The organism is Bradyrhizobium huanghuaihaiense (genome assembly GCF_007830635.1).
GTDB classification, from domain to species: domain Bacteria; phylum Pseudomonadota; class Alphaproteobacteria; order Rhizobiales; family Xanthobacteraceae; genus Bradyrhizobium; species Bradyrhizobium huanghuaihaiense.
Map to the genome: position 1 here is coordinate 279,886 of NZ_VLLA01000008.1, position 21,532 is coordinate 301,417.

At 63.3% G+C, this 21,532-nt stretch carries 20 protein-coding genes and 2 pseudogenes; 11 read left to right on the forward strand and 11 right to left on the reverse strand.

What is annotated here, in order from left to right; translation table 11 throughout:
• Positions 1-229: 229 nt before the first annotated feature.
• Both IQ16_RS19100 and IQ16_RS19105 read left to right on the forward strand, forming a co-directional pair.
• Positions 230-1,342, forward strand: coding sequence for an NADH:flavin oxidoreductase/NADH oxidase (locus IQ16_RS19100; protein WP_018643484.1), 1,113 nt, complete (start codon positions 230-232; stop codon positions 1,340-1,342).
• A 297-nt stretch (positions 1,343-1,639) separates the two neighbouring features.
• A complete protein-coding gene (locus IQ16_RS19105) occupies positions 1,640-2,047 on the forward strand; it encodes a hypothetical protein (protein WP_018643483.1) in 408 nt (135 codons plus the stop codon).
• Positions 2,048-2,244: 197 nt separating this feature from the next.
• On the opposite strand, the gene IQ16_RS19110 is transcribed toward IQ16_RS19105, so the two are convergent.
• The 3 genes from IQ16_RS19110 to IQ16_RS19125 all read right to left on the reverse strand — a co-directional run bounded on the left by IQ16_RS19110 (position 2,245) and on the right by IQ16_RS19125 (position 4,865).
• On the reverse strand, positions 2,245-2,490 hold the full coding sequence (locus IQ16_RS19110) for a PilZ domain-containing protein (protein WP_026312067.1): 246 nt from the start codon (positions 2,488-2,490) through the stop codon (positions 2,245-2,247).
• 429 nt (positions 2,491-2,919) lie between these two features.
• Positions 2,920-4,263 (reverse strand): T6SS phospholipase effector Tle1-like catalytic domain-containing protein, encoded by a 1,344-nt coding sequence (locus IQ16_RS19120; RefSeq protein ID WP_145831667.1) that lies wholly within the window; start codon positions 4,261-4,263, stop codon positions 2,920-2,922.
• Positions 4,264-4,523: 260 nt separating this feature from the next.
• Positions 4,524-4,865, reverse strand: a complete 342-nt coding sequence (locus IQ16_RS19125; RefSeq protein WP_167526334.1) for a hypothetical protein — start codon at positions 4,863-4,865, stop codon at positions 4,524-4,526.
• 352 nt (positions 4,866-5,217) lie between these two features.
• Between IQ16_RS19125 and IQ16_RS19130 the strand changes: the two genes are divergently transcribed.
• From IQ16_RS19130 to IQ16_RS19145, 4 genes are all read left to right on the forward strand, one after another.
• A complete protein-coding gene (locus IQ16_RS19130; RefSeq protein ID WP_026312066.1) occupies positions 5,218-5,484 on the forward strand; it encodes a hypothetical protein in 267 nt (88 codons plus the stop codon).
• Entirely contained in the window at positions 5,477-5,773 is a 297-nt protein-coding gene (locus IQ16_RS19135) for a hypothetical protein (protein WP_018643478.1), read from the forward strand. The genes IQ16_RS19130 and IQ16_RS19135 overlap by 8 nt, the downstream gene beginning before the upstream one ends.
• A 204-nt stretch (positions 5,774-5,977) precedes the next feature.
• Positions 5,978-6,256, forward strand: coding sequence for a DUF1488 family protein (locus tag IQ16_RS19140; protein WP_018643477.1), 279 nt, complete (start codon positions 5,978-5,980; stop codon positions 6,254-6,256).
• Between the two features lie 236 nt (positions 6,257-6,492).
• Entirely contained in the window at positions 6,493-7,041 is a 549-nt protein-coding gene (locus IQ16_RS19145; protein WP_244635747.1) for a hypothetical protein, read from the forward strand.
• 304 nt (positions 7,042-7,345) lie between these two features.
• Here IQ16_RS19145 and ftsZ read toward each other — a convergent pair whose 3' ends face one another.
• The 8 genes and pseudogenes from ftsZ to rpmB all read right to left on the reverse strand — a co-directional run bounded on the left by ftsZ (position 7,346) and on the right by rpmB (position 13,766).
• Complete coding sequence (gene ftsZ / locus IQ16_RS19150) at positions 7,346-8,602, reverse strand: cell division protein FtsZ (protein ID WP_145831668.1); 1,257 nt, start codon at positions 8,600-8,602, stop codon at positions 7,346-7,348.
• A gap of 95 nt (positions 8,603-8,697) precedes the next feature.
• Positions 8,698-9,213 carry a hypothetical protein gene (locus IQ16_RS19155; RefSeq protein WP_018643474.1) on the reverse strand — a complete coding sequence of 172 codons (516 nt, stop codon included), beginning with the start codon at positions 9,211-9,213 and terminating at the stop codon, positions 8,698-8,700.
• 149 nt (positions 9,214-9,362) lie between these two features.
• Positions 9,363-9,546: pseudogene (locus IQ16_RS47655) on the reverse strand (phospholipase effector Tle1 domain-containing protein); the annotation flags it as partial.
• Positions 9,547-9,654: 108 nt separating this feature from the next.
• Positions 9,655-10,251, reverse strand: coding sequence for a hypothetical protein (locus IQ16_RS19165; RefSeq protein ID WP_145831670.1), 597 nt, complete (start codon positions 10,249-10,251; stop codon positions 9,655-9,657).
• 114 nt (positions 10,252-10,365) lie between these two features.
• Positions 10,366-11,085, reverse strand: coding sequence for a hypothetical protein (locus IQ16_RS19170; RefSeq protein WP_018643473.1), 720 nt, complete (start codon positions 11,083-11,085; stop codon positions 10,366-10,368).
• Positions 11,086-11,538: 453 nt separating this feature from the next.
• The gene (locus IQ16_RS19180) at positions 11,539-12,657 is read right to left on the reverse strand and encodes a phosphoadenosine phosphosulfate reductase domain-containing protein (RefSeq protein WP_080648074.1); all 1,119 of its coding nucleotides are present in this window, start codon (positions 12,655-12,657) and stop codon (positions 11,539-11,541) included.
• Positions 12,641-13,306, reverse strand: coding sequence for a hypothetical protein (locus IQ16_RS19185; RefSeq protein ID WP_018643471.1), 666 nt, complete (start codon positions 13,304-13,306; stop codon positions 12,641-12,643). Before IQ16_RS19185 ends, IQ16_RS19180 begins: the two co-directional genes overlap by 17 nt.
• A 151-nt stretch (positions 13,307-13,457) precedes the next feature.
• Positions 13,458-13,766 (reverse strand): 50S ribosomal protein L28, encoded by a 309-nt coding sequence (rpmB, locus tag IQ16_RS19190; RefSeq protein WP_018643470.1) that lies wholly within the window; start codon positions 13,764-13,766, stop codon positions 13,458-13,460.
• Positions 13,767-14,290: 524 nt separating this feature from the next.
• Between rpmB and IQ16_RS19195 the strand changes: the two genes are divergently transcribed.
• The 5 genes and pseudogenes from IQ16_RS19195 to IQ16_RS19225 all read left to right on the forward strand — a co-directional run bounded on the left by IQ16_RS19195 (position 14,291) and on the right by IQ16_RS19225 (position 21,155).
• A complete protein-coding gene (locus IQ16_RS19195) occupies positions 14,291-15,124 on the forward strand; it encodes a DUF3108 domain-containing protein (protein WP_026312065.1) in 834 nt (277 codons plus the stop codon).
• Between the two features lie 778 nt (positions 15,125-15,902).
• Positions 15,903-19,271 (forward strand): helicase-related protein, encoded by a 3,369-nt coding sequence (locus tag IQ16_RS19210; RefSeq protein ID WP_018643467.1) that lies wholly within the window; start codon positions 15,903-15,905, stop codon positions 19,269-19,271.
• Between the two features lie 13 nt (positions 19,272-19,284).
• A pseudogene (locus tag IQ16_RS19215) lies at positions 19,285-19,554 on the forward strand (RNA-binding S4 domain-containing protein); the annotation flags it as partial.
• A 132-nt stretch (positions 19,555-19,686) separates the two neighbouring features.
• Entirely contained in the window at positions 19,687-20,025 is a 339-nt protein-coding gene (fdxA, locus tag IQ16_RS19220; protein ID WP_018643465.1) for a ferredoxin FdxA, read from the forward strand.
• A gap of 344 nt (positions 20,026-20,369) precedes the next feature.
• A complete protein-coding gene (locus IQ16_RS19225; RefSeq protein WP_080648072.1) occupies positions 20,370-21,155 on the forward strand; it encodes a CarD family transcriptional regulator in 786 nt (261 codons plus the stop codon).
• Positions 21,156-21,532 lie beyond the last annotated feature (377 nt).

Below are 21,532 nucleotides of genomic sequence, written 5' to 3' on the forward strand. Positions count from 1 at the left end.
CACAGGGAGAGGTTTGACGGAGACTGGTGATTGCCAATCTTCGCCAAACCCGATTCTGTGGCTATGGATCCCGGGCTCACGCTTCGCGTGCCCCGGATGACAGCTGAGTTAGCAGTGGCCCGCATGCATAGCCTCAGCAGCGGGCATGCCTCCCGCGCGGCTGGCAATTCGCCATCGGCTGACTAAACTTCATGCAATCGCTTTCATCCCTCATTCCCCCGGAACCCGCATGAGCGCCCTGTTTTCCCCGATCAAGCTGCGCGGCCTGACGTTGAAGAACCGCGTCGTGGTGTCGCCGATGTGCCAGTATTCGGCCGACGACGGCGTCGCCACCGACTGGCACTTCACCCACATCAACAATCTCAGCCTGTCGGGCGCGTCGATGTTCTGCATCGAGGCGACCCATGTCGAGGCGATCGGCCGCATCACGCCGGGCTGCCTCGGGCTCTACAGCGATGCCTGCGAGGCCGCGCTGAAGCAGATCCTCACCTCGGTGCGCAAGCATTCCTCCACCGCAATCGGGATGCAGCTCGCTCATGCCGGCCGCAAAGCCAGTAGCGCGCGGCCCTGGGACGGTGGCCAGCTGATTCCGATCAGTGAGGGCGGCTGGCAGACGGTGGCGCCGTCGGCGGTGCCGCACAAGGAGGGCGAGGCCGCCCCGCTCGCGCTGGATAGCGCGGGCCTGAAACGCATCCGCGACGCCTTCGTCGACTGCGCCAGGCGCGCCGACCGGCTCGGCATCGACGCCATCGAGCTGCACGGCGCGCACGGCTATCTCATGCATCAGTTCCTGTCGCCGATCTCGAACCGGCGCACGGACGAATATGGCGGCTCGCTCGAGAACCGCATGCGCTTCCCGCTCGAAATCTACGACGCCGTGCGCGCCGTGTTCCCGCACGACAAGCCGATCGGCATGCGGGTGTCGTCGACCGACTGGGTCGAGGGCGGTTGGGATCTGGCGCAGACCATCGAATTCGCCAAAGCGTTGAAGGCGCGCGGCATCGATTGGATCGATGCCTCCTCCGGCGGCGTCTCGCCGCTGCAGAAGATTCCGCTCGGCCCCGGCTATCAGGTGCCGTTTGCAGAAGCGATCCGCCACGAGACGGGAGCGACCACCATCGCCGTCGGCCTGATCTCCGAGGCAAAGCACGCCGAGGAGATCGTCGCTAGCGGCAAGGCCGACATGGTCGCGCTCGCCCGCGGCATGCTTTACGACCCACGCTGGGGCTGGCACGCCGCCGCCGAGCTCGGCGGCGAAGTCGAAGCCCCGCCGCAATACTGGCGCTCGCAGCCCTCGACGCAGAAGGCGCTGTTCGGCAAGACCACGTTCGGGGCGAGATGAGGAGAGGGCGCGTGAGGCGCGATGGTGGTGCTATAGTCACCAGTGTCGTCCCGGCGAAAGCCGGGACCCTTATCGCGTGATCTCACGATGGCGCGCGGTGCGCGTTGACAACGTAACTTTGAGTCTTCGCCAAACTGCTTCCTGGGGTTATGGGTCCCGGCTTTCGCCGGGACGACACTGAACTTGTGGTTCGTGCACGTCCCTCATCCCCTCACGCATCCGTAACTCTCCTCACCTTCCACGCACCCCGAAACTGGCCTAACCTTGCACGCAGTCAATGCCTCGCGGAGGCCGGCCATGCGGTTTCGTGTTCGTAAAGCTGCCCACGTGTTCGAGCGCGTGGGGCTCGCGATGGCGGGGGCCGCGTGCGGGCTGTTCGTCGGCGCCTATGTCGGATCGGCGATCGCGCCGCTGACGACGCAAGGGTTCCTGCTGCTGATGATGCTGCTCGGCGCGGTCGGCTTCTATCTCGGCATCGACACGCCGCAGATGCCCTTCGATGAAGAGCACAGCAGCATCGACGCCGCCGAATTGCTGAGCTCGGCCGGCACGCTCTGCGCCACGCTCACCGCGCTCGCCTCCGTCGCCGTCATCGTGCTCCGCCTCGACCCGCATTTGGCCTGGACCTGGCTCGCTTTGTTCGGCTGGACCGGCGGCGTCGCCATGCAGATCGTCGCGGGGACAAAGGCGCGGATGCGGAAGTAGGGGTGTAGGTGCGCGCCACATACACCGCCGTCGTCCCGGCGAAGGCCGGGACCCATCACCGCGTGATCGATCGATTGTGGGCAGTGCTAATCCCGAACGACCAGTCTTCGCCAAACCCTTCCCTGTGGGTATGGGTCCCGGCCTACGCCGGGACGACGGCGGAGGATGCGGCGGCGCCTTCGGCTACGACGACGAAATCAAAACACCACGCCCACCCGCGTGCCGCGCTTCCACGCGATCCGGCAGCGCTTTTTGGTGTTCACATGCAGCAGCTCGAAGCGGTCGGGGATCTGCACCTGGCCGCCGAGATCGACGCAGGCGCCGCCCGGCGAATAGTCGATCAGCGTGCAGGGAATCACCGGCGCGCGCGGGTCGGTGATGATCTTGGCCTGGCGGGATACCAGGCCTGCGGGTTTCACGCGGGCATATTTACGCGGATGCATTGGCACATCTCCTCCAACTCCGCGGCTCGCGGCGGGCTCTGTGCAGGATGATGCAAAGGAGATGATGCGATCCAGCTAAGGTCGGGGTGAGAATTTTAATGAAAAGCTGCGGCGAACGGAGAAAGCGGCGGTAGCTGGGTGCGGAAAGCGCCGCCTCAACTTCCGCCGTCGTCCTGGCGAAAGCCAGGACCCATTACCCCAGGGAGGAGTTTGGAAGATTTTCCGTTCGGTACATCTGCCTTCCGCAATCGAGAGATCACGCGGTATGGGTCCTGGCTTTCGCCAGGACGACGGCTGAAAGTTGTTGCGCGACTCTGCCCACCACCGTCATTGCGAGCGCAGCGAAGCAATCCAGGCTGCCTCCGCGGAAAGATGCTGGATTGCTTCGCTGCGCTCGCAATGACGACGATGTGGCGCGAGCCTGCCACCTCACCCCGTCACCCCCTCCTCCACCCCAGCCGCCGCCACATCCACCCCCGGCGGCACCGGCATCGGCACGGTGACGTAATCCTTCGGCATGTTCACCGGCCGGTAGCCCGGCTCCACCGCCATCCGCTTCAGCACGCTCTCATGCACATGCGCGCCTTCGGGGATGAGGCGCGGCTCGCAATCGGGGATGTAGAGGCCGAAATAGACCTTCCGCTCCGGCCATTCCCTGTACTTCGCGTTCTTCGGCAAATACTCCAGCACGAGCCAGGCCGCATTCATCGAATCGTGCAGCTCGCCCGTCTTCCCCGTGTAGGCCGGCGGCACATATTTGAACGGCGAGTTCTTGCGCTGGACGCCCCAGGCGAGCTGGTTCACGGTGCGCGGGTTGAACTTCAGCCCGGCCTTCTCGGCCTCCTCGATCATCCAGATCAGCGGATATTTCGATTCCCCGCTTTCGGCCTCCGCATAGCCGCCGCCGACGTCGCAATGCACGCCGGCGAACCACACCTGCAGGATGTCCTGCGCCACCTTCTTCTCCTCGGGCACGTAGCGGTTGCTCCAATAATCCTGCGGCTCCTCATACTTGTTGAGGCGGAACATGCGCCGCCGCTCGTCGATCGCGATCGCCTGCCGGAAGATGTTGACGCTCGGATTGCGCCGCGTGAAGGCGAGCTCCTCCAGGCTGAACACGAAGAAGAAATTGTCGCGCCGCGGCACGATCACGCTCGCCACCGTGTCCCACACGCCGATGAAGTGGATGGTCGGCCAGCGCGTCGAAGTGATGCGCGCGAATTGGGCGGCGAGGTCGAACGCGTCCTTCGGCAGCGGCCCCTGGTCGTCGACGGCGACGTCGCTGAGGTCCTCGACGTCGTTGCCGCGCCCGGTGCCGGAGTATTGCTTGTAGGCGACCATGCCGCTTCCTGCGAGGTTCACCTGCTCCGGCGAGATCAGTCCGATCTTGTGGATCAGCCCCGCCAGCACCCGCACCGTGTAGGCCCCGCGCGAAAAACCGAACAGATAGATCCTGTCGCCGGGCGCATAATGCTCGACCAGGAAGCAATAGGCGCTGAGCACGTTGTCATCGAGCCCGTAGCCGGTGGCGAGCCCCAGCACCAAATTGATGTTGGCCTTCCAGCGGTGCCACGTCGTCGGCTCCGTCACCGTGCCGACCCCGGGATCGTAGAACACCATCTGCCGCGGCTGCGTCTTGTCCGTCTTGCGCAGGCAGCGATAGAGCTTCAGAACGTTGGAGATGTTCTCCGAGATCTCGTTGCCGGTCCCGTCACAGCAGATGACGAGGTTTTTCGGCTCGGTTTTGCGGTCGATGTCGCGCGCGTGCTCCACGGGATGTGCCTCCGGGTGATGCTACCGGGACGAGTATAGCGGAAAAGCGCGACGGAGAAGAGACGATGGTGCTTCTTACCCTCCCCTGGAGGGGGAGGGTCGGCTCGCATTGAGCGCAGAGAAAATGCGAGACGGGGTGGGGTGACGGTCTCTCCCCATCCAACAGTGCCCGAGTGGAGAGATCACCCCACCCCGCTCGCGCTCCGCGCGATCGACCCTCCCCCTCCAGGGGAGGGTGAGCGCGCAGCGCTCGCCTCCGCCTACTTCTTCTTCGCCGGCCCGAAATCCGGCTGCCAGGCCGCCTCCTTGCGGCTTGGCGCTGCGGCGATCACCTTGGCCTTGTCCTTCTTCGGCTTCTTGGCCTCGCGATTGCTGCGTTGCTGTCCCTTGGCCATGTCGCTCTCCTCTGGTTCGAGTTCGCCGAGTTCGTCCGCCTGCAGCACACGCCCGCGCGGCGTGCAGACGCGCACGTCCATGTAGCCGTCGCGCAGCAGCTTTCGCGCCAGCCGCAATGCCACCGTCGCGCTGCCGCGGCCGAGATTGGTGCTGCCATATTCGCCCGTCGCCCAGACGAGATAGGGCACGCGGATCGGCCTAGCCATGGAAGAGTGCCGCAGCGCAGACGAGAAGCAGCAGAAACAGCGGAACGATAACAGGCGGAACGATCCATTCCGAGGCGCGAAAACGCGACATCGCATCCTCCTGCACGCGCACGACGACGTGCCCTAGTGACTGGTTTCCCGGCGGGAGCGCACGTGACCCTCAGTCACCGGTCGATGCCGTAGCGGAAGATGCGGTGATGTAAGCAAGCCTACGCCTGCCGCACGCCAATAGCGAGGACTAAAACGCCGCGTACGGCGCGGTGGATTGTACTGGCTATTGCCGCGCGACAAGCGCATGGTCGCAATCGCCGGCGTCGGTTTGGGGCCCGCTCTCGCAGCAAGGCAGGCGTGCATGACCATCCGTTCGCGGCGGGAAACCGTCACGTTCAAGCATCCGTTCCGCATCCACGGCATCGAGCGCGTGCTGCCGGCGGGCGCCTATCAGGTGATCGCCGACGAGGAGACGATCGAGACCGAAACCTTCTCGGCCTGGCGCCGCGTCGGCACGTCGATCATCGTGCCCGTGGAAGGCGTGCTCGGCTCGGTCGAGATGCTGTCGATCCGCGCCATCGACCTTGCGGATGCGATAGCAATCGACGCGAGGGTCGCCAATGACTGACCACCCCGTCGATCTCGACAAGCATCGCGGCATGGCCGCGCAGAAGGCGACCGACCTGCGCCGCGCGCTGGCCGAGGTCGAGAGCAATGTCAGGCAGCTGCGCGAGCGCGAGGCCGATCTCGAACACCGCCTGATGACGGTGCCCGCCGCCTCCTGGCCCGAGGCCGCGGTGAAGGCGCGCTACCTGCTCAACCTCTATGCCGCCAGCCTCCCCGTCGAGGACACCCGCCACCGCGCGCTGGTGGCTGCGCTGTTCGACGATTTCGCGAGGCTGAGCGGGGAGAGCTGAAGGCGGCTGCGGGCGGCGGCGAGGATGCGCGCATGGGAACGGTGTCCGCGTGGAAAACCGCTGTCGTCCTGGCGAAAGCCAGGACCCATAACCACCGAAGCGAATTGTTGCCGATACTTGTGGCGACAGCGTGCTTTAGCAAAGCCGACCGGGGTAATGGGTCCTGGCTTTCGCCAGGACGACGCGCCGTAAAGGAGTAATCCCATGACCCTCACCAGCGGCCGCTACATCGGCCTCGAATACGACCGGATGATCGTGCTGTTCTCCATGCAGGACGGCTCGCGGGAGATCGGTTGCGCGATCTCGACCTCGGCGATGGACGACCTCGAACGCGGCCCGAAGGTCGCTCCCGAGCAGCGCGAAGCCCAGTTCACCCGGCTGCGCGACCGCATCGAAGCCTGCGCCGCCAGCAAATACCGCGCCTGCGAGTTCGAAGGCACCCCGCCGGGCATCGTGCTGCGGAGCATTGATTTTCGGGGGTAGGGGGAGGGCGGCCGCGTCGTGTCTGTCTTGCGCAGGCATCGTCTGTTGACATTAACCGTCCGTTAACCATGCGGTTGCCTAATGTTGACGATGGGGGGATCACCATGTCGGCCCATGTGACGCGACCGAGGTTGATGCCTGTTTCGGCCGATCCGGCCATCCGGTCGGTGGCGAGGCTGGCGGTTCGCGCCAGGGCCGTCCTAAAGGGCAAAGCGCCTGTCCTACGGAGCAAAGCCATGTTCGGAAAGGACGACTTAGTGGACAATCTCAGCCGCGATCTCGATCGCGCGCGCGGAAGACGAGATGCGCTCGCATCCGAAGCCACGACCCTGGCGGCCCAGATCGCCGAAATTGAAGCCCGTCTTTCGGAGGAAAAGAAACGGCGCGAGCGTGAGCGCGTCTTGAGCGAGGTCGAAGCGATCAAGACGCGAATCAAGCAAGCCGCCGGCGCGTTTGCGCCTGTCGTCGATGGTCTCTCGAGGGCGGTCGAGCAGGCTGCGGCGGTTGTGCCCGAGGCGCGCGAGCTCAATAGTTTCCTGGTGTCGGTGGCGACCGAGATCGACAGCGTGCTCGATCCCCTGCTCCGCGAACTGGATCAGCGCGCGGATGCGGTGCGCACCGGACACGCGGCGCTGGACCTGCCGAGTTCGGCCATCGAAGCGCCGCCCGTCGAGCTGCCAAAGGACACCAACGAGCGCCTGCTTCGTTTTCCGGCGTGGCTGTCCCGCGACAAGGAGACGGACAGGAAGGACACCGCCGAGAGCCCGCGCAGCACGGCGGCGTGACCACAATTGTCGTCCCGGCCTGGTGCGCAATTGCGCACGGGGGGCCGGGACCCATAACCACAGGGAGAAGTTGTGGCGCGAGACTCCCACTCCGAGTCTTCGCAAAACTACTCCCTGTGGGTATGGGTCCCGGATCTGCGCGCGCTTGAGGCGCGCTTGTCCGGGACGACGACGGAGTTTAGTCGCCTACGTTCGATAGGTAAGTTGCCGCCTCGACAATCGGCGCACTGCGCACGCCAAGAAACTTACGCAGCATCGGTCCAATTTCGTATTGGAGACAGGTAACTCCCCCGCTCGCCCCCGCTCAGTTGGCGGCGCGGCGCAGGAAGGCCGGGATATCGAGAGCGGCCTCGTCGGGCGCATTGCGCGCAGGCGCGCGGCCGTAAGGATCGAGCGGCTGGAGCGCCGCCTGCGGCGCATAGTCCAGACCCGGCCTTGCCGGCGGCCCCACGGGGTGGTGCGGCTGCGGGCGCAGCGGCGGGCTTCCCGCTTGCGGAAGGGGGGCACTGCGCTCGATGCGATCGGCGATCCGGCGGCCGTCGTTGCGCAGCCTGCCGGCGAGCTGGGTGAGGGCGGTTTCCACCGGCGCCAGCTGCGCCGGATCGAGATTGTCGATCCCGGTCGCCACCACCGAGACGCGGACGATGCCTTCGAGGCTTTCGTCGAACGACGCGCCGACGATGATGTTGGCGTCCGGGTCGGCCTCGTCGCGAATGCGGGTCGCGGCTTCGTCGACCTCGTACAGCATCAGATCCCTGCCGCCGGTGATGGAGATGATGAGACCACTGGCACGCTTGATCGAGGGATTCTCGATCAGCGGATTGGAGATCGCGGCCACGGCGGCGGCGAGCACGCGCTTCTCGCCGGAAGCCTCGCCCCGTCCCATCATGGCCTTGCCCTTCTCCTTCATGACGGAGAGGACGTCGGCAAAATCGAGATTGATCAGGCCTTCCTTGACGATGAGGTCGCTGATGCAGGCCACGCCCGAATAAAGCACCTGGTCGGCAAGGGCGAAGGCATCGGCGAACGTGGTCTTCTCGCTGGCCACCCGGAACAGGTTCTGGTTCGGGATGATCAGGAGGGTGTCGACCGTCTTCAGCAGCTCCTCGATGCCGGCTTCGGCAAAGCGCATGCGGCGCTGGCCCTCGAAGTAGAACGGCTTGGTGACCACGCCGATGGTGAGAATGCCGAGCTCGCGCGCGATTCTGGCGACGATGGGTGCAGCCCCGGTGCCGGTGCCGCCGCCCATGCCGGCCGTCACGAACACCATGTGCGCACCGGTCAGGTGCTCGCGGATCGTGTCGATCGCCTCTTCGGCCGCGGTGCGTCCCAGTTCCGGCTGCGAGCCGGCGCCGAGGCCTGCGGTCACCCTTGTGCCGAGCTGGATGAGGCGCTGCGCCTTCGACATCGCCAGCGCCTGCGCGTCGGTGTTGGCGACGACGAACTCGACCCCCTGCAGACCGGCCGTGATCATGTTGTTGACGGCATTGCCGCCGGCGCCGCCGACGCCGAACACGACGATGCGGGCCTTCATTTCATGGATATCGGTATTGCCTGCCATTTTTCCCTCGCGATTGGTCCGGCAAGCCGGGGATTAAAGAAAGTCTCGAGTGCTACCTGCTACAGCATGATCCGCGATGACGATTCATCCTGATCTCATCGCGCATTGGCCGCGCGGTCTGATTGCACGATGGAGGCGGCCAGATGCCCCAATCGACGCGCGGCGTATCCCGCGATCCCCCCGCCAGGGCGGCGATCGTTCCGCAGCGCCGTCACCTCCTCTTCCAGTCGTGCCGCCCACGCATTGGCTGCCGTCGTCTCGGCGGCCGCCTGCGTCAGCTCGACGGCGAGGCGATCGGCACGCTCGCGCTCGCGCTCGAACACCGCCCTGTAGGCGGTTGCGACGTCTTCGAGCCGCGCGATCTCCGCCTTGAAGGCCCCGATCTTGATGGCCTCGATCTTTGCCATGGAGGCATCGACGGGGTCTGCCCGGCGGCCCTTTCGTGGGCGGGGCGTGTAGCGGAGCGCGGAGAGATCAACGCTCACCAGGGCTTTGCCGTCCTCCGAGCGCGAGCGCGGCAGGCGGCGACGTCTCGCCAGCGACCGCGCGGCCTCGCGCGAGATATCGAGGCGGGCACTGAGATCGGCATACGTCAACAACTCAACGCACATCGGCGCTTCTCCTGGAGCGAACCGGGAAGGCATTTCGAGCTAATGGTGGCTGGACGATTACCGCAGGCTAGGGTGCGTTGGTTAACGGAGGGTTAACGCGCGCGCGGTGCTGTTTACGGGTGGCCTGGCCGTGCCGGGCTTGGGATCGGAGTGCCGACCCCGGGATCGCAGGCACCATCTGCCGCGGCTGCGTCTCGTCGGTCCTGCGCAGGCAGAGCTAGAGCTTCAGGACGTTGGAGATGTTCTCCGAGATCTCGTTGCCGGTCCCGTCACAGTGCAGATGACGAGGCTTTTCGGTGAGGGGTTGCTGCCGGTGTCGCGCGCGTGCTCCACGGGATGTGCCTCCGGGTGATGCTACCGGGGCGAGGATGGCGGAATTTTGGGTAGATCGAGACCCTATCTCCATCAGCAAAGACCTCCGGAATGTACGCCTGAAGGCTGCTAGCGTCGCAGTTTTTTGGCGCTAGCGAGCCAACCTGCAGGCGGTTCTCCATTTCCGGCCCAGATCTTTAGCTCGCCGCTTGCGGTTCTGATCCAAACGCCATCGCTTGGGTAATCCTTCCCTGTTCTTACCATCAGGGTAATGACCTCGGCTAAAGGAACAAACCAAAGGCACTGCTTCTTCAAACGATCCGAAGTCAGATGAAATCCATCGACGCAGCCTTGTTCGCCCACAACTGGTGCGAAGATGAAGCTATGCACGACGCGGTCGCAAAATTCGTCGGATGGCATCCTTATGTCTAGTGGATTGGCAAGTTCGTAGAATCTATCAATCTTGTGGGCATCTAAAATGGTGGGCGCGCATTTGCCGACAAATTCGAAGCGAGTGCACGACAGCTTGATCTTAGTCCAATCGGTCGAAAGTTTTCCTGATTCGTGAAGCTTGCGCATTGAATAGGCGCCAACAAAAATCAGACGCTCAAGACGCGTGAGCAAAACGTCTTCATTGCTCTCTCCAAGGGGGCTCTTGGATATTCTCTTTAGATTCCCTGCGTCTCGAAGCAGTTGCTGCTTCCAAGGGCTGCTCTCAAAAATCATTCTAAGTCCACCGTTGCAGCATGGCGCGAGTATTAAGATGCTACCGGAGCAAGTCTATGCGAGCTGTGATCGGGGGGAAGCCAGCTCCCACGGGACGGTGAGGTCGGAATGCAGTCACTTAAGTTGCCGCGCTCTTGGCACTTGCGTCGATTTGTGAAAGACAACTCTTGATTTTCGACGCCTTGTCTTGGGAGGGACCGCAGCACCTCCGGGCGGCGTAGGCAGTTTGGGGGTGGACGGAAGCAACGCAACTTTCGCCGTCGTCATTTGTGGCAGATCGTCGATATCCGGTACCTCTTCTGTAACCAGGGAGGTAAGCTTGTTTCGCTCGTTGTCCGTTAAGTCTTTCTCAGCTTCGATTGCAAGCCGCTGTATCCGGCGCAGTAAGGGTTTCGCGCTGGCCCCTTCGAGCATTGGCTGGCGTAACATATCCACGCTGTCTACAAGCTCTTTGAGCTTACCGGACGCCTTATCCCGCTTGTCCAATCGCTTGACTTGCTTAGGGCTCGCCTGAGTGATTTTAGGGATTTCCTCTGCCATGGTGTTGAGAAACCTGACAGTCGCCTCGTATGTGGTGCCAACTTGCTCTTTAAAGCTCTTCCAGTCGGCCATATGACCGTAAATCAGATCTAGCGCTAAGATCGTCTGCATGACCCGCATTTTGATCTTGGCGGAGCCTTCGGTAATAGTCACCTCTACGGTGACGTCGCCTCCGTAAGTCCGCAGAGCGGTACCAATAGCCGCCTCATGCAGATGCTCACCTAATTGTTCGTATTCCGCTTCTGTTGCATCGTACGGATCGAGACGGACGTATAGCTCAGCTAAAATCGCCATCCTCTAATGTCGCCTCCACGCATTCGTTTCGACTTGAGGTAGCAGCCTATCGTAGCCGGTGGCTATCGACAAACGAAGCCCGGAGCACTAACGCGATGTTGGACTTTCCAGCGATTCCACGTCCTAGGCTCCGTCACAGTGCCGACGCCTGGATCGTAAAACACCATCTTCCGCGGCCCGGTCTGTCCGTCTTACGCAGGCGCGATGGAGTTTCAGGGCGTTGGAAATGCTCTCTGAGATTCCGTTGCCGATGCTGCCGCAACAGATGACGAGTTTTTCGGCTCGGGTTATGGTCGATGTCGCGCGCGTGCTGCACGGGATGCGCCTCCAGGTGATGCAACCCGGGCGAGTATAGCGGATGCGAGCGAGGTGCTCTGTCACGTCCGATAAATCTCATTCGGGGGCTACCCCCTTTATGCCTTTAGACCAGAGCGTTCGATGCAAGAGTCCCGCCTACGTGCCAGCGGTGCTCAAGTTACCCAAAATCGCATCGGAATCGGATTTACTTGCACCCAAATCGCTCTGTCGCCTAAAGGCCAACCGGGCAAAATTATCCATGGTCCATAGAGCCGCAATAACGCCGCGCTCTTCGGTATCGATGATTGTTGTTCTGGTTGAATCTTCGAGTGCGTCGACTCTCCGGAGGATCTCCTTTCGGGCATTAATCGTAAACGGGCCCAATCCAGCGCGCCCATTACGCCTCGTATGCCATCGGTTGATGGGATCGTTACGGAATTCTGCGAGCCAATCACGAAATGTTAGGAACGGCTCCAAGTGGAAATGGCCTGACTTTATCAGTTCGCTAGCAGACTTGTCCTTCCGGACAACTGTGCAAGTCCAGCATCCAAACCTGCCAGAGGTGCACGGAGGAGCGGTGGGAGCTTTGATGACAGGGCACTCGCCCGAAGCTCCACGGTAGAGCGTCTCTAAAGCAGACTTGTTTAGTGCCTTCGGGAGAGAAAGACCAAAAATAGCATCCCATACTTCAGGCACGCTCAATTCTACGATCGGTAGAAAGAGATCGTAGTCCCCTTTACCCTCTCGCTGCTTCTGCCAATAGAGATTAGGGCTTAGAGCCAGCGCGCGATCTCGCTGTCTGCTTTCAGACTGCCTTAAGCCCAAGACAACGACTGTATTATTCGGATTTTGTTTTGCGATAAATTCTGAGACGGGCTTTATCCGCAATCCGGTCGTGCACCATCGGAAGCTGTTGGTGGGTGGCGGGTAGCCACGCCCTATTATCCTGACAAAGAAGCGATCAGGAATGGGCGCCTTGAGCAGCTCTATATTGATGGATAGTCCAAGCTCGGCGAATTCTTGCTCCGCCTTCCGAAGAAACTCCTTTACGTAGGCGTCTAGGACGGGGTTCTCGACACCGGTGTCGCAATAGAGCAGGGTTATTCGAGAGAGTCTGACCCCCGCGCGACGATAAGCGGCGAGAAAAATCTTTAGCGCTGCGGACGAGTCTTTCCCGCCAGAGAATGCGATGATCCAATGCGCTGTGCTTCTGGCCCGTAATGCTTCAGTAGTCATTTCAATTGAGAGGAGTACCGGATCATTTATCAAGAGCATTTAATCGCTTCTCGACCTCAGACTTGAATTTCAGGTCGATCACTTCGAGTTGCTCTGCACCGATGCCGATTTGACGAGAAGTGCACGCAAGAGAGCCCGCGAAGGAGAAGACCGCAATCAAAAGAAAAATCATACCCGCAGGGAAAGCTTCTTCGATCTTCAGATAGAAGAGCAACATTGAAACGAGAAAGAACAGCAGGGCCAAGATCGTGGAGTCTGCACACGACGTCCATATGGCGCCGTTTGCGTAGGCCAAACTTGCTTTTTGTTTGAGACTCTCATCGCTGTCGACCAAGGTAAAGAAGAGTGGCCGTAGCTTTTTCCAAGTATATCGATCTTTGTGATCCGGATATCCGGTGATCTTAACGAGGCCCTCGCGTAGTCGCTCGACGACGCGTCGGTGGTGATACGCGTTGGTCCATTTGCGAAGCGGTGTTACATAGTAGAGAACAGCAGGAATGACCACGATCGGGAGATACGACGACTTTTCGAAGTCCGGAAGCGTGGTGGACCATAGCCCCGTCATCTGACCGAGAAGCTTGGCATAGAGAAGCATTAGGGCGGCCGGAATAACGAACCGCACGAACTTCAACAGACTAAGTGGCACTGAAAAAACCCCGGCGTATAAAAAATTGGCCTCTACAAACATTAATTGAATAAATTCGAGATGGTTGCTTTTAGGCGAGTAATACACAAAACAAAAACGGCCGGATCTTTCGATCCGGCCGTCACGCAAAACTCTACTGGCTAAGCTTACGCCACGCGACGCGACTTAGCCCCCGCCCTAACGGTAAATTGTCTTAGCTGGCCTTCTTGACCGGCGCGGTGGTGCCGACCTTCTTCTGGATGGCGCGCTTCAGCTCGAGGGCGCGCGGCGACAGGGCGTCGGCGCTGGCCTTGAGCAGGAAGGCATCGAGGCCGCCATTGTGGTCCACGCTCTTCACCGCGTTGGTGGAGACGCGCAGGCGCACGTTGCGCTCCAGGGCTTCCGAGATGAACGTCACGTTGACGAGGTTCGGCAGGAAGCGGCGCTTGGTCTTGATGTTGGAGTGGCTGACCTTGTGGCCGACGAGGGGGCCCTTGGCCGTCAGTTCGCAGCGGCGAGACATGTCACAAATCCTTAAGTTCGAGCCCCAAACGAGTTGCGGCCGCCATTCGGGGCGCCACAGGGGCAAATTCTCTGTCCTTGCAGGGAGCGGGCGGACGTATAGGGGGGAAGGGGCGGGTAGTCAAGGATTTGGGCGGGGTTTCATGCTCGCGCCGGCGGCGGTGCGCTCCCTCCCCCGCTCGCGGGGGAGGGGTGGGGAGAGGGTGCCTCCGCGGCGGGACAATAGCGAGTGCCCCCCAGAGGAGAAAGCCCTCACCCGCGCTTCGCGCGGCCTCTCCCGCAGGCGGGAGAGGCGGAGGTAGCGGAGAGAGGTGCGCTCCCGCGACGCACCCCGATCACCAAAACGGCAATGATTGAAACGCCTTACCATCACATAAAGGGCGCATTCGCCCCCGAAGACTCCGGTGGAGTTCCCGGAGTTTTGCACCCGGACGGATTGTTTGCCGCGATTTTTGGCTTAACTAACAACGCCTGACGGCCCCATTGGATGGCTTCGTGGATACCCTGACCCCTTACCTGCCCCGGCTGCGCGCGACCGGCCGGCTGGCGTTCGCGGCCCTTTGCGGGCTCGTCCTGGCGTGGGGGGCCGAGCCTGTGGCCGCGCAGGGCAAGCTCGAGGCGCAATATGAGGCGACGCTGGCGGGCATTCCCGTCGGCAAGGGCGCCTGGAACATCGACATCCAGGACGACGTGTTCGCGGCCGCGGCCTCCGGCGGTACCACGGGGCTGCTGAAGTCGTTCGCGGGCGGGTCCGGCACCGGCGCCTCGCAGGGCCGCGTCGTCAACGGCGCGCTGGTTGCGACCGGCTACCAGGCCTCCACCACCACCTCGAAGAAGACGGAAAACATCCACATCACCCTCGACAAGGGCAATGTGAAGGAGTTCGGCATCGAGCCGGAGCCGCCGGTCGATCCTGACCGTATCGTCGTCACCGACGCGCATCGCCGCGGCGTCTGGGACCCGATGACGGCCTCGCTGTTGCGCGTGCCCGGCACCGGCGACCCTGTTACGCCGGAAGCCTGCCACAACGCCGCGCCCGTGTTCGACGGCCGCATGCGCTACGATCTGAAGCTCGATTTCAAGCGCATGGAGACGGTGAAGGCGGAGAAGGGTTATCGCGGCCCGGTCGTGGTCTGCGCGCTCTATTTCGTGCCCGTTGCCGGCTACATCCCCGATCGCCCCGTGATCAAATACCTCGCCGCCCAGCGCAGCATCGAGATCGCGTTTGCGCCGGTGGCGGGCACCCGCATCCTGGTTCCATTCTGGCTGAAAGTGCCGACGCCGCTGGGACCTGCGATGCTGGAAGCGACGAGCTTCATCACCTCCCCCCAGCCGCCAAGGGTGGCGAAGACGCAGTGATCTTACCCTCCCCTGGAGGGGGAGGGTCGATCGCGCGCAGCGCGAGCGGGGTGGGGTGATCTCTCCTCACGAACGGTCCCCGAATGGAGAGATCACCCCACCCCGTCGCACATTTCGCTGCGCTCAACGTGCGCCGACCCTCCCCCTCCAGGGGAGGGTAAGAAAGCGTGCCGCTTCAACATCTTACAGGCCGCCACCCCACCAACCACCGCACCCCCGTTTCTACTGTGCATGGGGTTGTTTTCGCAGTTTTTGTTTTGGCAGCCCCGATCCGGGAATCCATTTGACTCCGCCCCGATTCTGATTCGACTCCGCGCCGTCCCCAATTTTAAGGAACCCGCCATCGAAACGTCACTTGTGCGGCAGGGCAAAACTCCATCTAGTGCGCAACTAACAGGAGTCCCGCGACATGTTGCGTGAACGGAACGGGACTCTGGCGGGAGTCAGCGATTCGGCCGCGATTCGTTCTAGAGTCGTTCCGAAGCTTAAAGAGAACGGAAAAAGCGTCGCAAAGTGAAACAGTTGCGCGAGGTTTGGGGAGCGGCTCCTACACGCTCCGCTGTCATGCCCCGGCTTGACCGGGGCATCCAGTACGCCGCGGCCTCTCGGTTCCGTCACGACCGCCTCGGCGTACTGGATCGCCCGGTCAAGCCGGGCGATGACAGCAGTGGGGGCGGCCGCCGCTCCGCGTTCGGAGACATGGTCGGCACCCCGGTCGCCTCACCGCCCCATCTGGCACTGACATTCGCCCAAATCGGCACTACCTAATCCCCCAGACATGGCCTTCTCTCCCTCCCCCTTCGCCTCCGAGCGCGCACCCGGCGCGGGCGTCACTGCGGTGCTCGGGCCGACCAACACCGGCAAGACCCATCTCGCCATCGAGCGGATGCTGGCGCATCCCTCAGGCGTGATCGGGCTGCCGCTGCGCCTGCTCGCGCGCGAGGTCTACAACAAGATCGCCGATCGCGCGGGTGTGGAGAGCGTCGCGCTGGTGACGGGCGAAGAGAAGATCAAGCCGAAGAATCCGCGCTACTGGGTCTCCACCGTCGAGGCGATGCCGCGCGACCTCGACGTCTCCTTCCTCGCCGTCGACGAGGTCCAGATCGCCTCCGATCTCGAGCGCGGCCACGTCTTCACCGACCGCATCCTCAATCGCCGCGGCCGCGACGAGACGCTGCTGCTGGGCGCTGCGACGATGCGCCCGATCATCGAGCGCCTGTTGCCCGGCGTCTCCATGATCACGCGCCCGCGCCTGTCCACCCTCGAATTCGCCGGCGACCGCAAGATCACGCGCCAGCCGCGCCGCACCGCCATCGTCGCGTTTTCGGCGGATGAAGTCTACGCCATCGCCGAGCTGATCCGCCGCCAGCATGGCGGCGCCGCTGTCGTGCTGGGCTCGCTATCGCCGCGTACGCGCAATGCGCAGGTGGCGATGTTCCAGAACGGCGATGTCGATTATCTCGTCGCCACCGACGCCGTCGGCATGGGCCTCAATCTCGATGTCGACCACGTCGCCTTTGCCTCCGACCGCAAGTTCGACGGCTACCAGTTCCGCCGCCTGACGCCGTCCGAATTCGCGCAGATCGCGGGGCGCGCCGGCCGCGCCACGCGCAACGGCACCTTCGGCACCACGGGCCGCTGTGCGCCGTTCGAGCCCGAGCTCGTCAACGCGCTGCAGAACCACACCTTCGACGCCGTGAAGATGCTGCAATGGCGCAACGCGAAGCTGGATTTCTCCTCGCTCGGCGCGCTCCAGGTGTCCTTGAATTTACCTCCGGGGCACGAGGCGCTGACGCGCGCCCCGATCGCCGAGGACATGCGCGTGCTGGATCATGCCGCCCGCGACGTCGAGGTGCGCGATATCGCGCATGGCAAGGCGGCGGTGGAGCGGCTCTGGGAGGCATGCCAGGTCCCCGATTACCGGAAACTGTCGCCGGCCGCCCATGCCGAGCTGGTGACCACGCTGTACGGCTTCCTGATGCGCAAGGGATGCATTCCCGACGCCTGGTTCGCCGCCCAGGTCGAGCAGGCCGACCGCGTCGACGGCGACATCGACACGCTGTCGGCCCGGATCGCGCAGATCCGCACCTGGACCTTCGTCGCCAACCGCCCGGACTGGCTGAAAGACCCCGAACGCTGGCAGGGGGTCACGCGGGAGGTCGAAAATAAATTATCGGATGCGCTCCATGAACGCTTGACTGAGCGTTTCGTTGATCGTCGGACCAGTGTATTGATGCGCCGCCTGCGGGAGAACACGAGCTTGAATACTGAAATCGGCAAGACCGGCGAAGTCATCGTCGAAGGCCATGTCATCGGCCGCCTCGACGGCTTCACCTTTGCACCGGATGCGGCGGAGGCCGGCTCCGATGCGAAAGCCTTGCAGGCTGCAGCGCAAGCGGTGCTCGCCGGCGAGATCAACACGCGCGCCGAAAAACTGGGCAACGCGCCGGACGACCAGTTCGTGCTGACCTCGGAAGGCATCATCCGCTGGACCGGCGACGCCGTGGCGCGGCTGTCTGCCGCAGAGGACGCGCTGCATCCGCGCATTCGCATCATCTCCGACGAGCGCCTCACCGGCGGCCCCCGCGAGAAGGTGCAGGCGCGGCTCGACCTCTGGGTCAAGACGCATATCGAGAAGCTGCTCGGGCCGATGTTCGAGCTGTCGAAGGCCGAGGATGTCACCGGCATTGCCCGCGGCATCGCCTATCAGCTGGTCGAGGCGCTCGGCGTGCTCGAGCGTCCCAGAATCGCCAACGAGCTGAAGGATCTCGATCAGCCCTCGCGCGCGACGCTGCGCAAATACGGCGTGCGCTTCGGCGCCTACCACATCTATTTCCCCGGCCTGCTCAAGCCCGCCGCGCGTGCGCTCGCAGCGCTCCTGTGGGCGCTGAAGCAGGACAATGTCGATCTGTCGTCGCTGTCAGGCGCGCAGCATCTGGCCTCGTCGGGCCGCACCTCGTTCCCGGTCGACAAGGCCCTGCCGCGCGATGCCTATCGCGTGCTCGGCTACAAGCAGGCCGGCGAGCGCGCCGTGCGTGTCGACATCCTGGAGCGTCTTGCCGATCTGATCCGCCCGGCGCTGGCCTGGCGCGAGAACTCGCCCGGCGAAAAGCCCGCCGGCGCGTTCGACGGCCGCAGCTTTGTGGTGACGCAGGCGATGACCTCGCTCACGGGTTCGGCCGGCGAGGACTTTGCGTCCGTGCTGCGCGCGCTCGGCTATCGCATGGAGAAGCGTCCGCCGCTGCCGGTGAAGCCCGCGGCGCCCGTTGCTGAGACGGTTGCGGCCGAGACGCCGCCCGCTGAGGGCGGCGCGGAGACGTCGACCGAGACCGCTGCGGAAGCCGTTGCCGGCTTGCCGGAGGCTCCGGCGGCAGAGGTCGCTGCTGAAGCCGTCACCGTCGAAGACGCGCCCGGCATGGAGCAGCACGACGAGCCCGCTCCTGAGGAGCCGGCGCTCGAAGCTTCTGAAGCGCCCGTCACGCCGGAAGATGCGCCCGGCATCGCGCCGCCGGCCGAAGAGGCCGCTGCACCGCTTGACGCGGCTCCGGCCGAGACCGCGGCCACGGAAGCCGCCGCATCGCCCGATGCTGCCGCGCCGGTTGAGGCCGCGGCGACGCCCGCCGAGCCCGAGCTGGTCGAGGTCTGGCGTCCCGGTGGCCGTCACGAGGATCGCAAGCCGCGTCACGAGCGCCATCGCCACCAGCGTCACCACAATCAGCCGCGCCCGCAGGCCGGTGCCGAAGCGGGTGCTGCGCCCGCTGAGGGTGAGGCTGCTCAGTCGGCTGACGGCGCAGCAAAGCCCGGTGAGCGCCATCGTCATGGCGGTCATCGCAAGGACTTCCGCAAGGGCCGCGAAGAGGGTGGCGGCGATCGCCGCGAGCAGCGCAGCGACAACAACCGCCGCTTCGAGGGCAAGGATCGTGATCGCGGCAAGGGCAAGCCCGGTGATCGCGACAGCGGCCGCGAGCACCGCGGTGGCCGCGACCGCGACAAGGGCCGCGATCGTCGCGACCGCGAGTCGGGTCCCTCGCTGCGTCCCTACGCTTCGAGCGCGAACCCGCGCGAGCGCGATCGCCCGATCGATCCCAACTCGCCCTTCGCCAAGCTCGCGGCGCTGAAAGAGCAGCTGTCCGGTCGGAAGGAGTAAGCCCACGACCACCGAGCGGCAGCGCCTCGACAAATGGCTGTGGCACGCGCGGGTGGTGAAAGCGCGCACCTCCGCGGCCGAGCTGGTCGAGTCCGGTCATGTCCGCGTCAACGGCACCCGTGAGAAATCGCCCGGCCATGCGATCAAGATCGGTGACGTGATCACGGTGGCACTCGATCGCACCGTGCGCGTGCTGAAGGTGACGGCCTTCAACGAGCGCCGCGGCGATGCTGCCTCGGCGCGCGCGCTCTACGAGGAGCTGAGTGAAGCGAAACGCAATTAATTGCGCTTCAAATTCATTTCTTGGTCGATCAAACACACAAAGCCGTCATGATCGGGCCTTCCCGACCTTGCGGCGCCGGGCCATCCGCGCTACGCAAGCCGCGACTTCTAAAAGAGCTTTTCGGAGCGTTGGATGACTTACGTCGTCACTGAAAACTGCATCAAGTGCAAGTACACCGACTGCGTCGAGGTCTGCCCGGTCGACTGCTTCTACGAGGGTGACAACATGCTCGTCATCCATCCCGACGAGTGCATCGATTGCGGCGTGTGCGAGCCGGAATGCCCCGCCGACGCCATCAAGCCGGACACGGAACCGGGGCTGGAAAAATGGCTCCAGGTCAACGCCGATTACGCCAAAAGCTGGCCGAACATCACCCAGAAGAAAGAATCACCCGCCGACGCGAAGGAATTCGACGGCATGGAAGGCAAGTTCGAGAAATATTTTTCTCCGAACCCGGGTTCCGGAGACTAATTCGGTCCCAAACTTAACCCTAATACCTTCGTTGCGGCCGAAAACCAGCCCTCAAGACCCCTAAATCATTGATTTTTGCGGGAAATGTGCTATATTGGGCACATTAAGCCGAACCCCGTCAGCCCCGTTGGCCCCTCTGGGTTCCCGTGAAACCAAATGTCGAACAGGGGCGTGGCAGTTTCCGCGCGCAGGCTGTGTCACAGAAAACGCGTAAAAAGAGTACTTCAGCGAGGGCTTCCCATAAGGAGGCCAAAAAAGTCGCCGCGGCCAGCCGTAGCGCATCCAAAGGTCGGACCGCGACGAAGGCGCCGGCTGCAAAGTCCTCGAAGAACAAAAGAAGCGCAATGCCTAACAAGACTGCCAAGCCGGCCGCGAAAGCGACCGTTTCCAAGCCTGTTGCTGCCAAGGCTCCCGCTGCCAAGCCCGCGCCGAAGGCCCCTGTTGCTGCTGCTCCTGCCAAGGCTCCCGTTGCTGCCAAGCCGGCGGCCAAGCCCGCCGCTGCGCCGAAGGTCGAGGAAAAGAAGGTCGTGACCCAGCGTCAGGGCTTCAAGGCCAACGAATTCGTCGTCTATCCCGCCCACGGCGTCGGCCAGATCCTGGCCATCGAGGAGCAGGAGATCGCCGGCGCGAAGCTCGAGCTGTTCGTCATCAACTTCATCAAGGACAAGATGACGCTGCGCGTTCCGACCGCCAAGGTCGCCAATGTCGGCATGCGCAAGCTGTCCGAGCCGGCGCTGGTCAAGAAGGCGCTGGAGACCCTCAAGGGCCGCGCCCGCGTCAAGCGTACCATGTGGTCGCGCCGCGCCCAGGAATACGAAGCGAAGATCAATTCGGGCGACATCGTCGCGATCGCGGAAGTCGTGCGCGACCTCTACCGCTCGGAATCGCAGCCGGAGCAGTCGTACTCCGAACGCCAGCTCTATGAAGCGGCGCTCGACCGCCTGTCCCGCGAGATCGCGGTGGTGCAGCACTCGACCGAGACCGAAGCGGTCAAGGAGATCGAGGCCCAGCTCGCCAAGAGCCCGCGCCGCAACGCCAAGGCTGAGGCCGCCGAGGGCGAGGCGGATGCCGAGGGCGATGCCGACGATACCGATGGCGACGACACCACCGTCGCCGACGAGGCTGCGTAAGCGTCTGGCGTCGATTGCAAGAGATCAAAAGCCCGGCCGCTCGGCCGGGCTTTTTGTTGTGTGCCGAGTATGAGCGACAGCTTGGAGGTGGAAGTCCTCTATCCAGCCTGATGGCGGCGAAGGATTAGCGAAGCGCAAGGGCGTCATCGTGAGGTGGGGTCTGAAGAAAGCGTGGAGCAAAGCCGCGGCCCGATGGACAAACACCGGATAACGAGGCCTACCCGGCCGGACGAGCGAGCAATTGATCGCGAAGTCCAAGGTCATCAAAGGTCGGGGTGGTAAATTCGGCGGGCGTGCGGTGAAGGCGGTCGGTCTTACCTCGGGAGGTCTGCGCTGTGTCTCGGCAACGAGACTGAGACCGTCGCAAGACGGCCTGA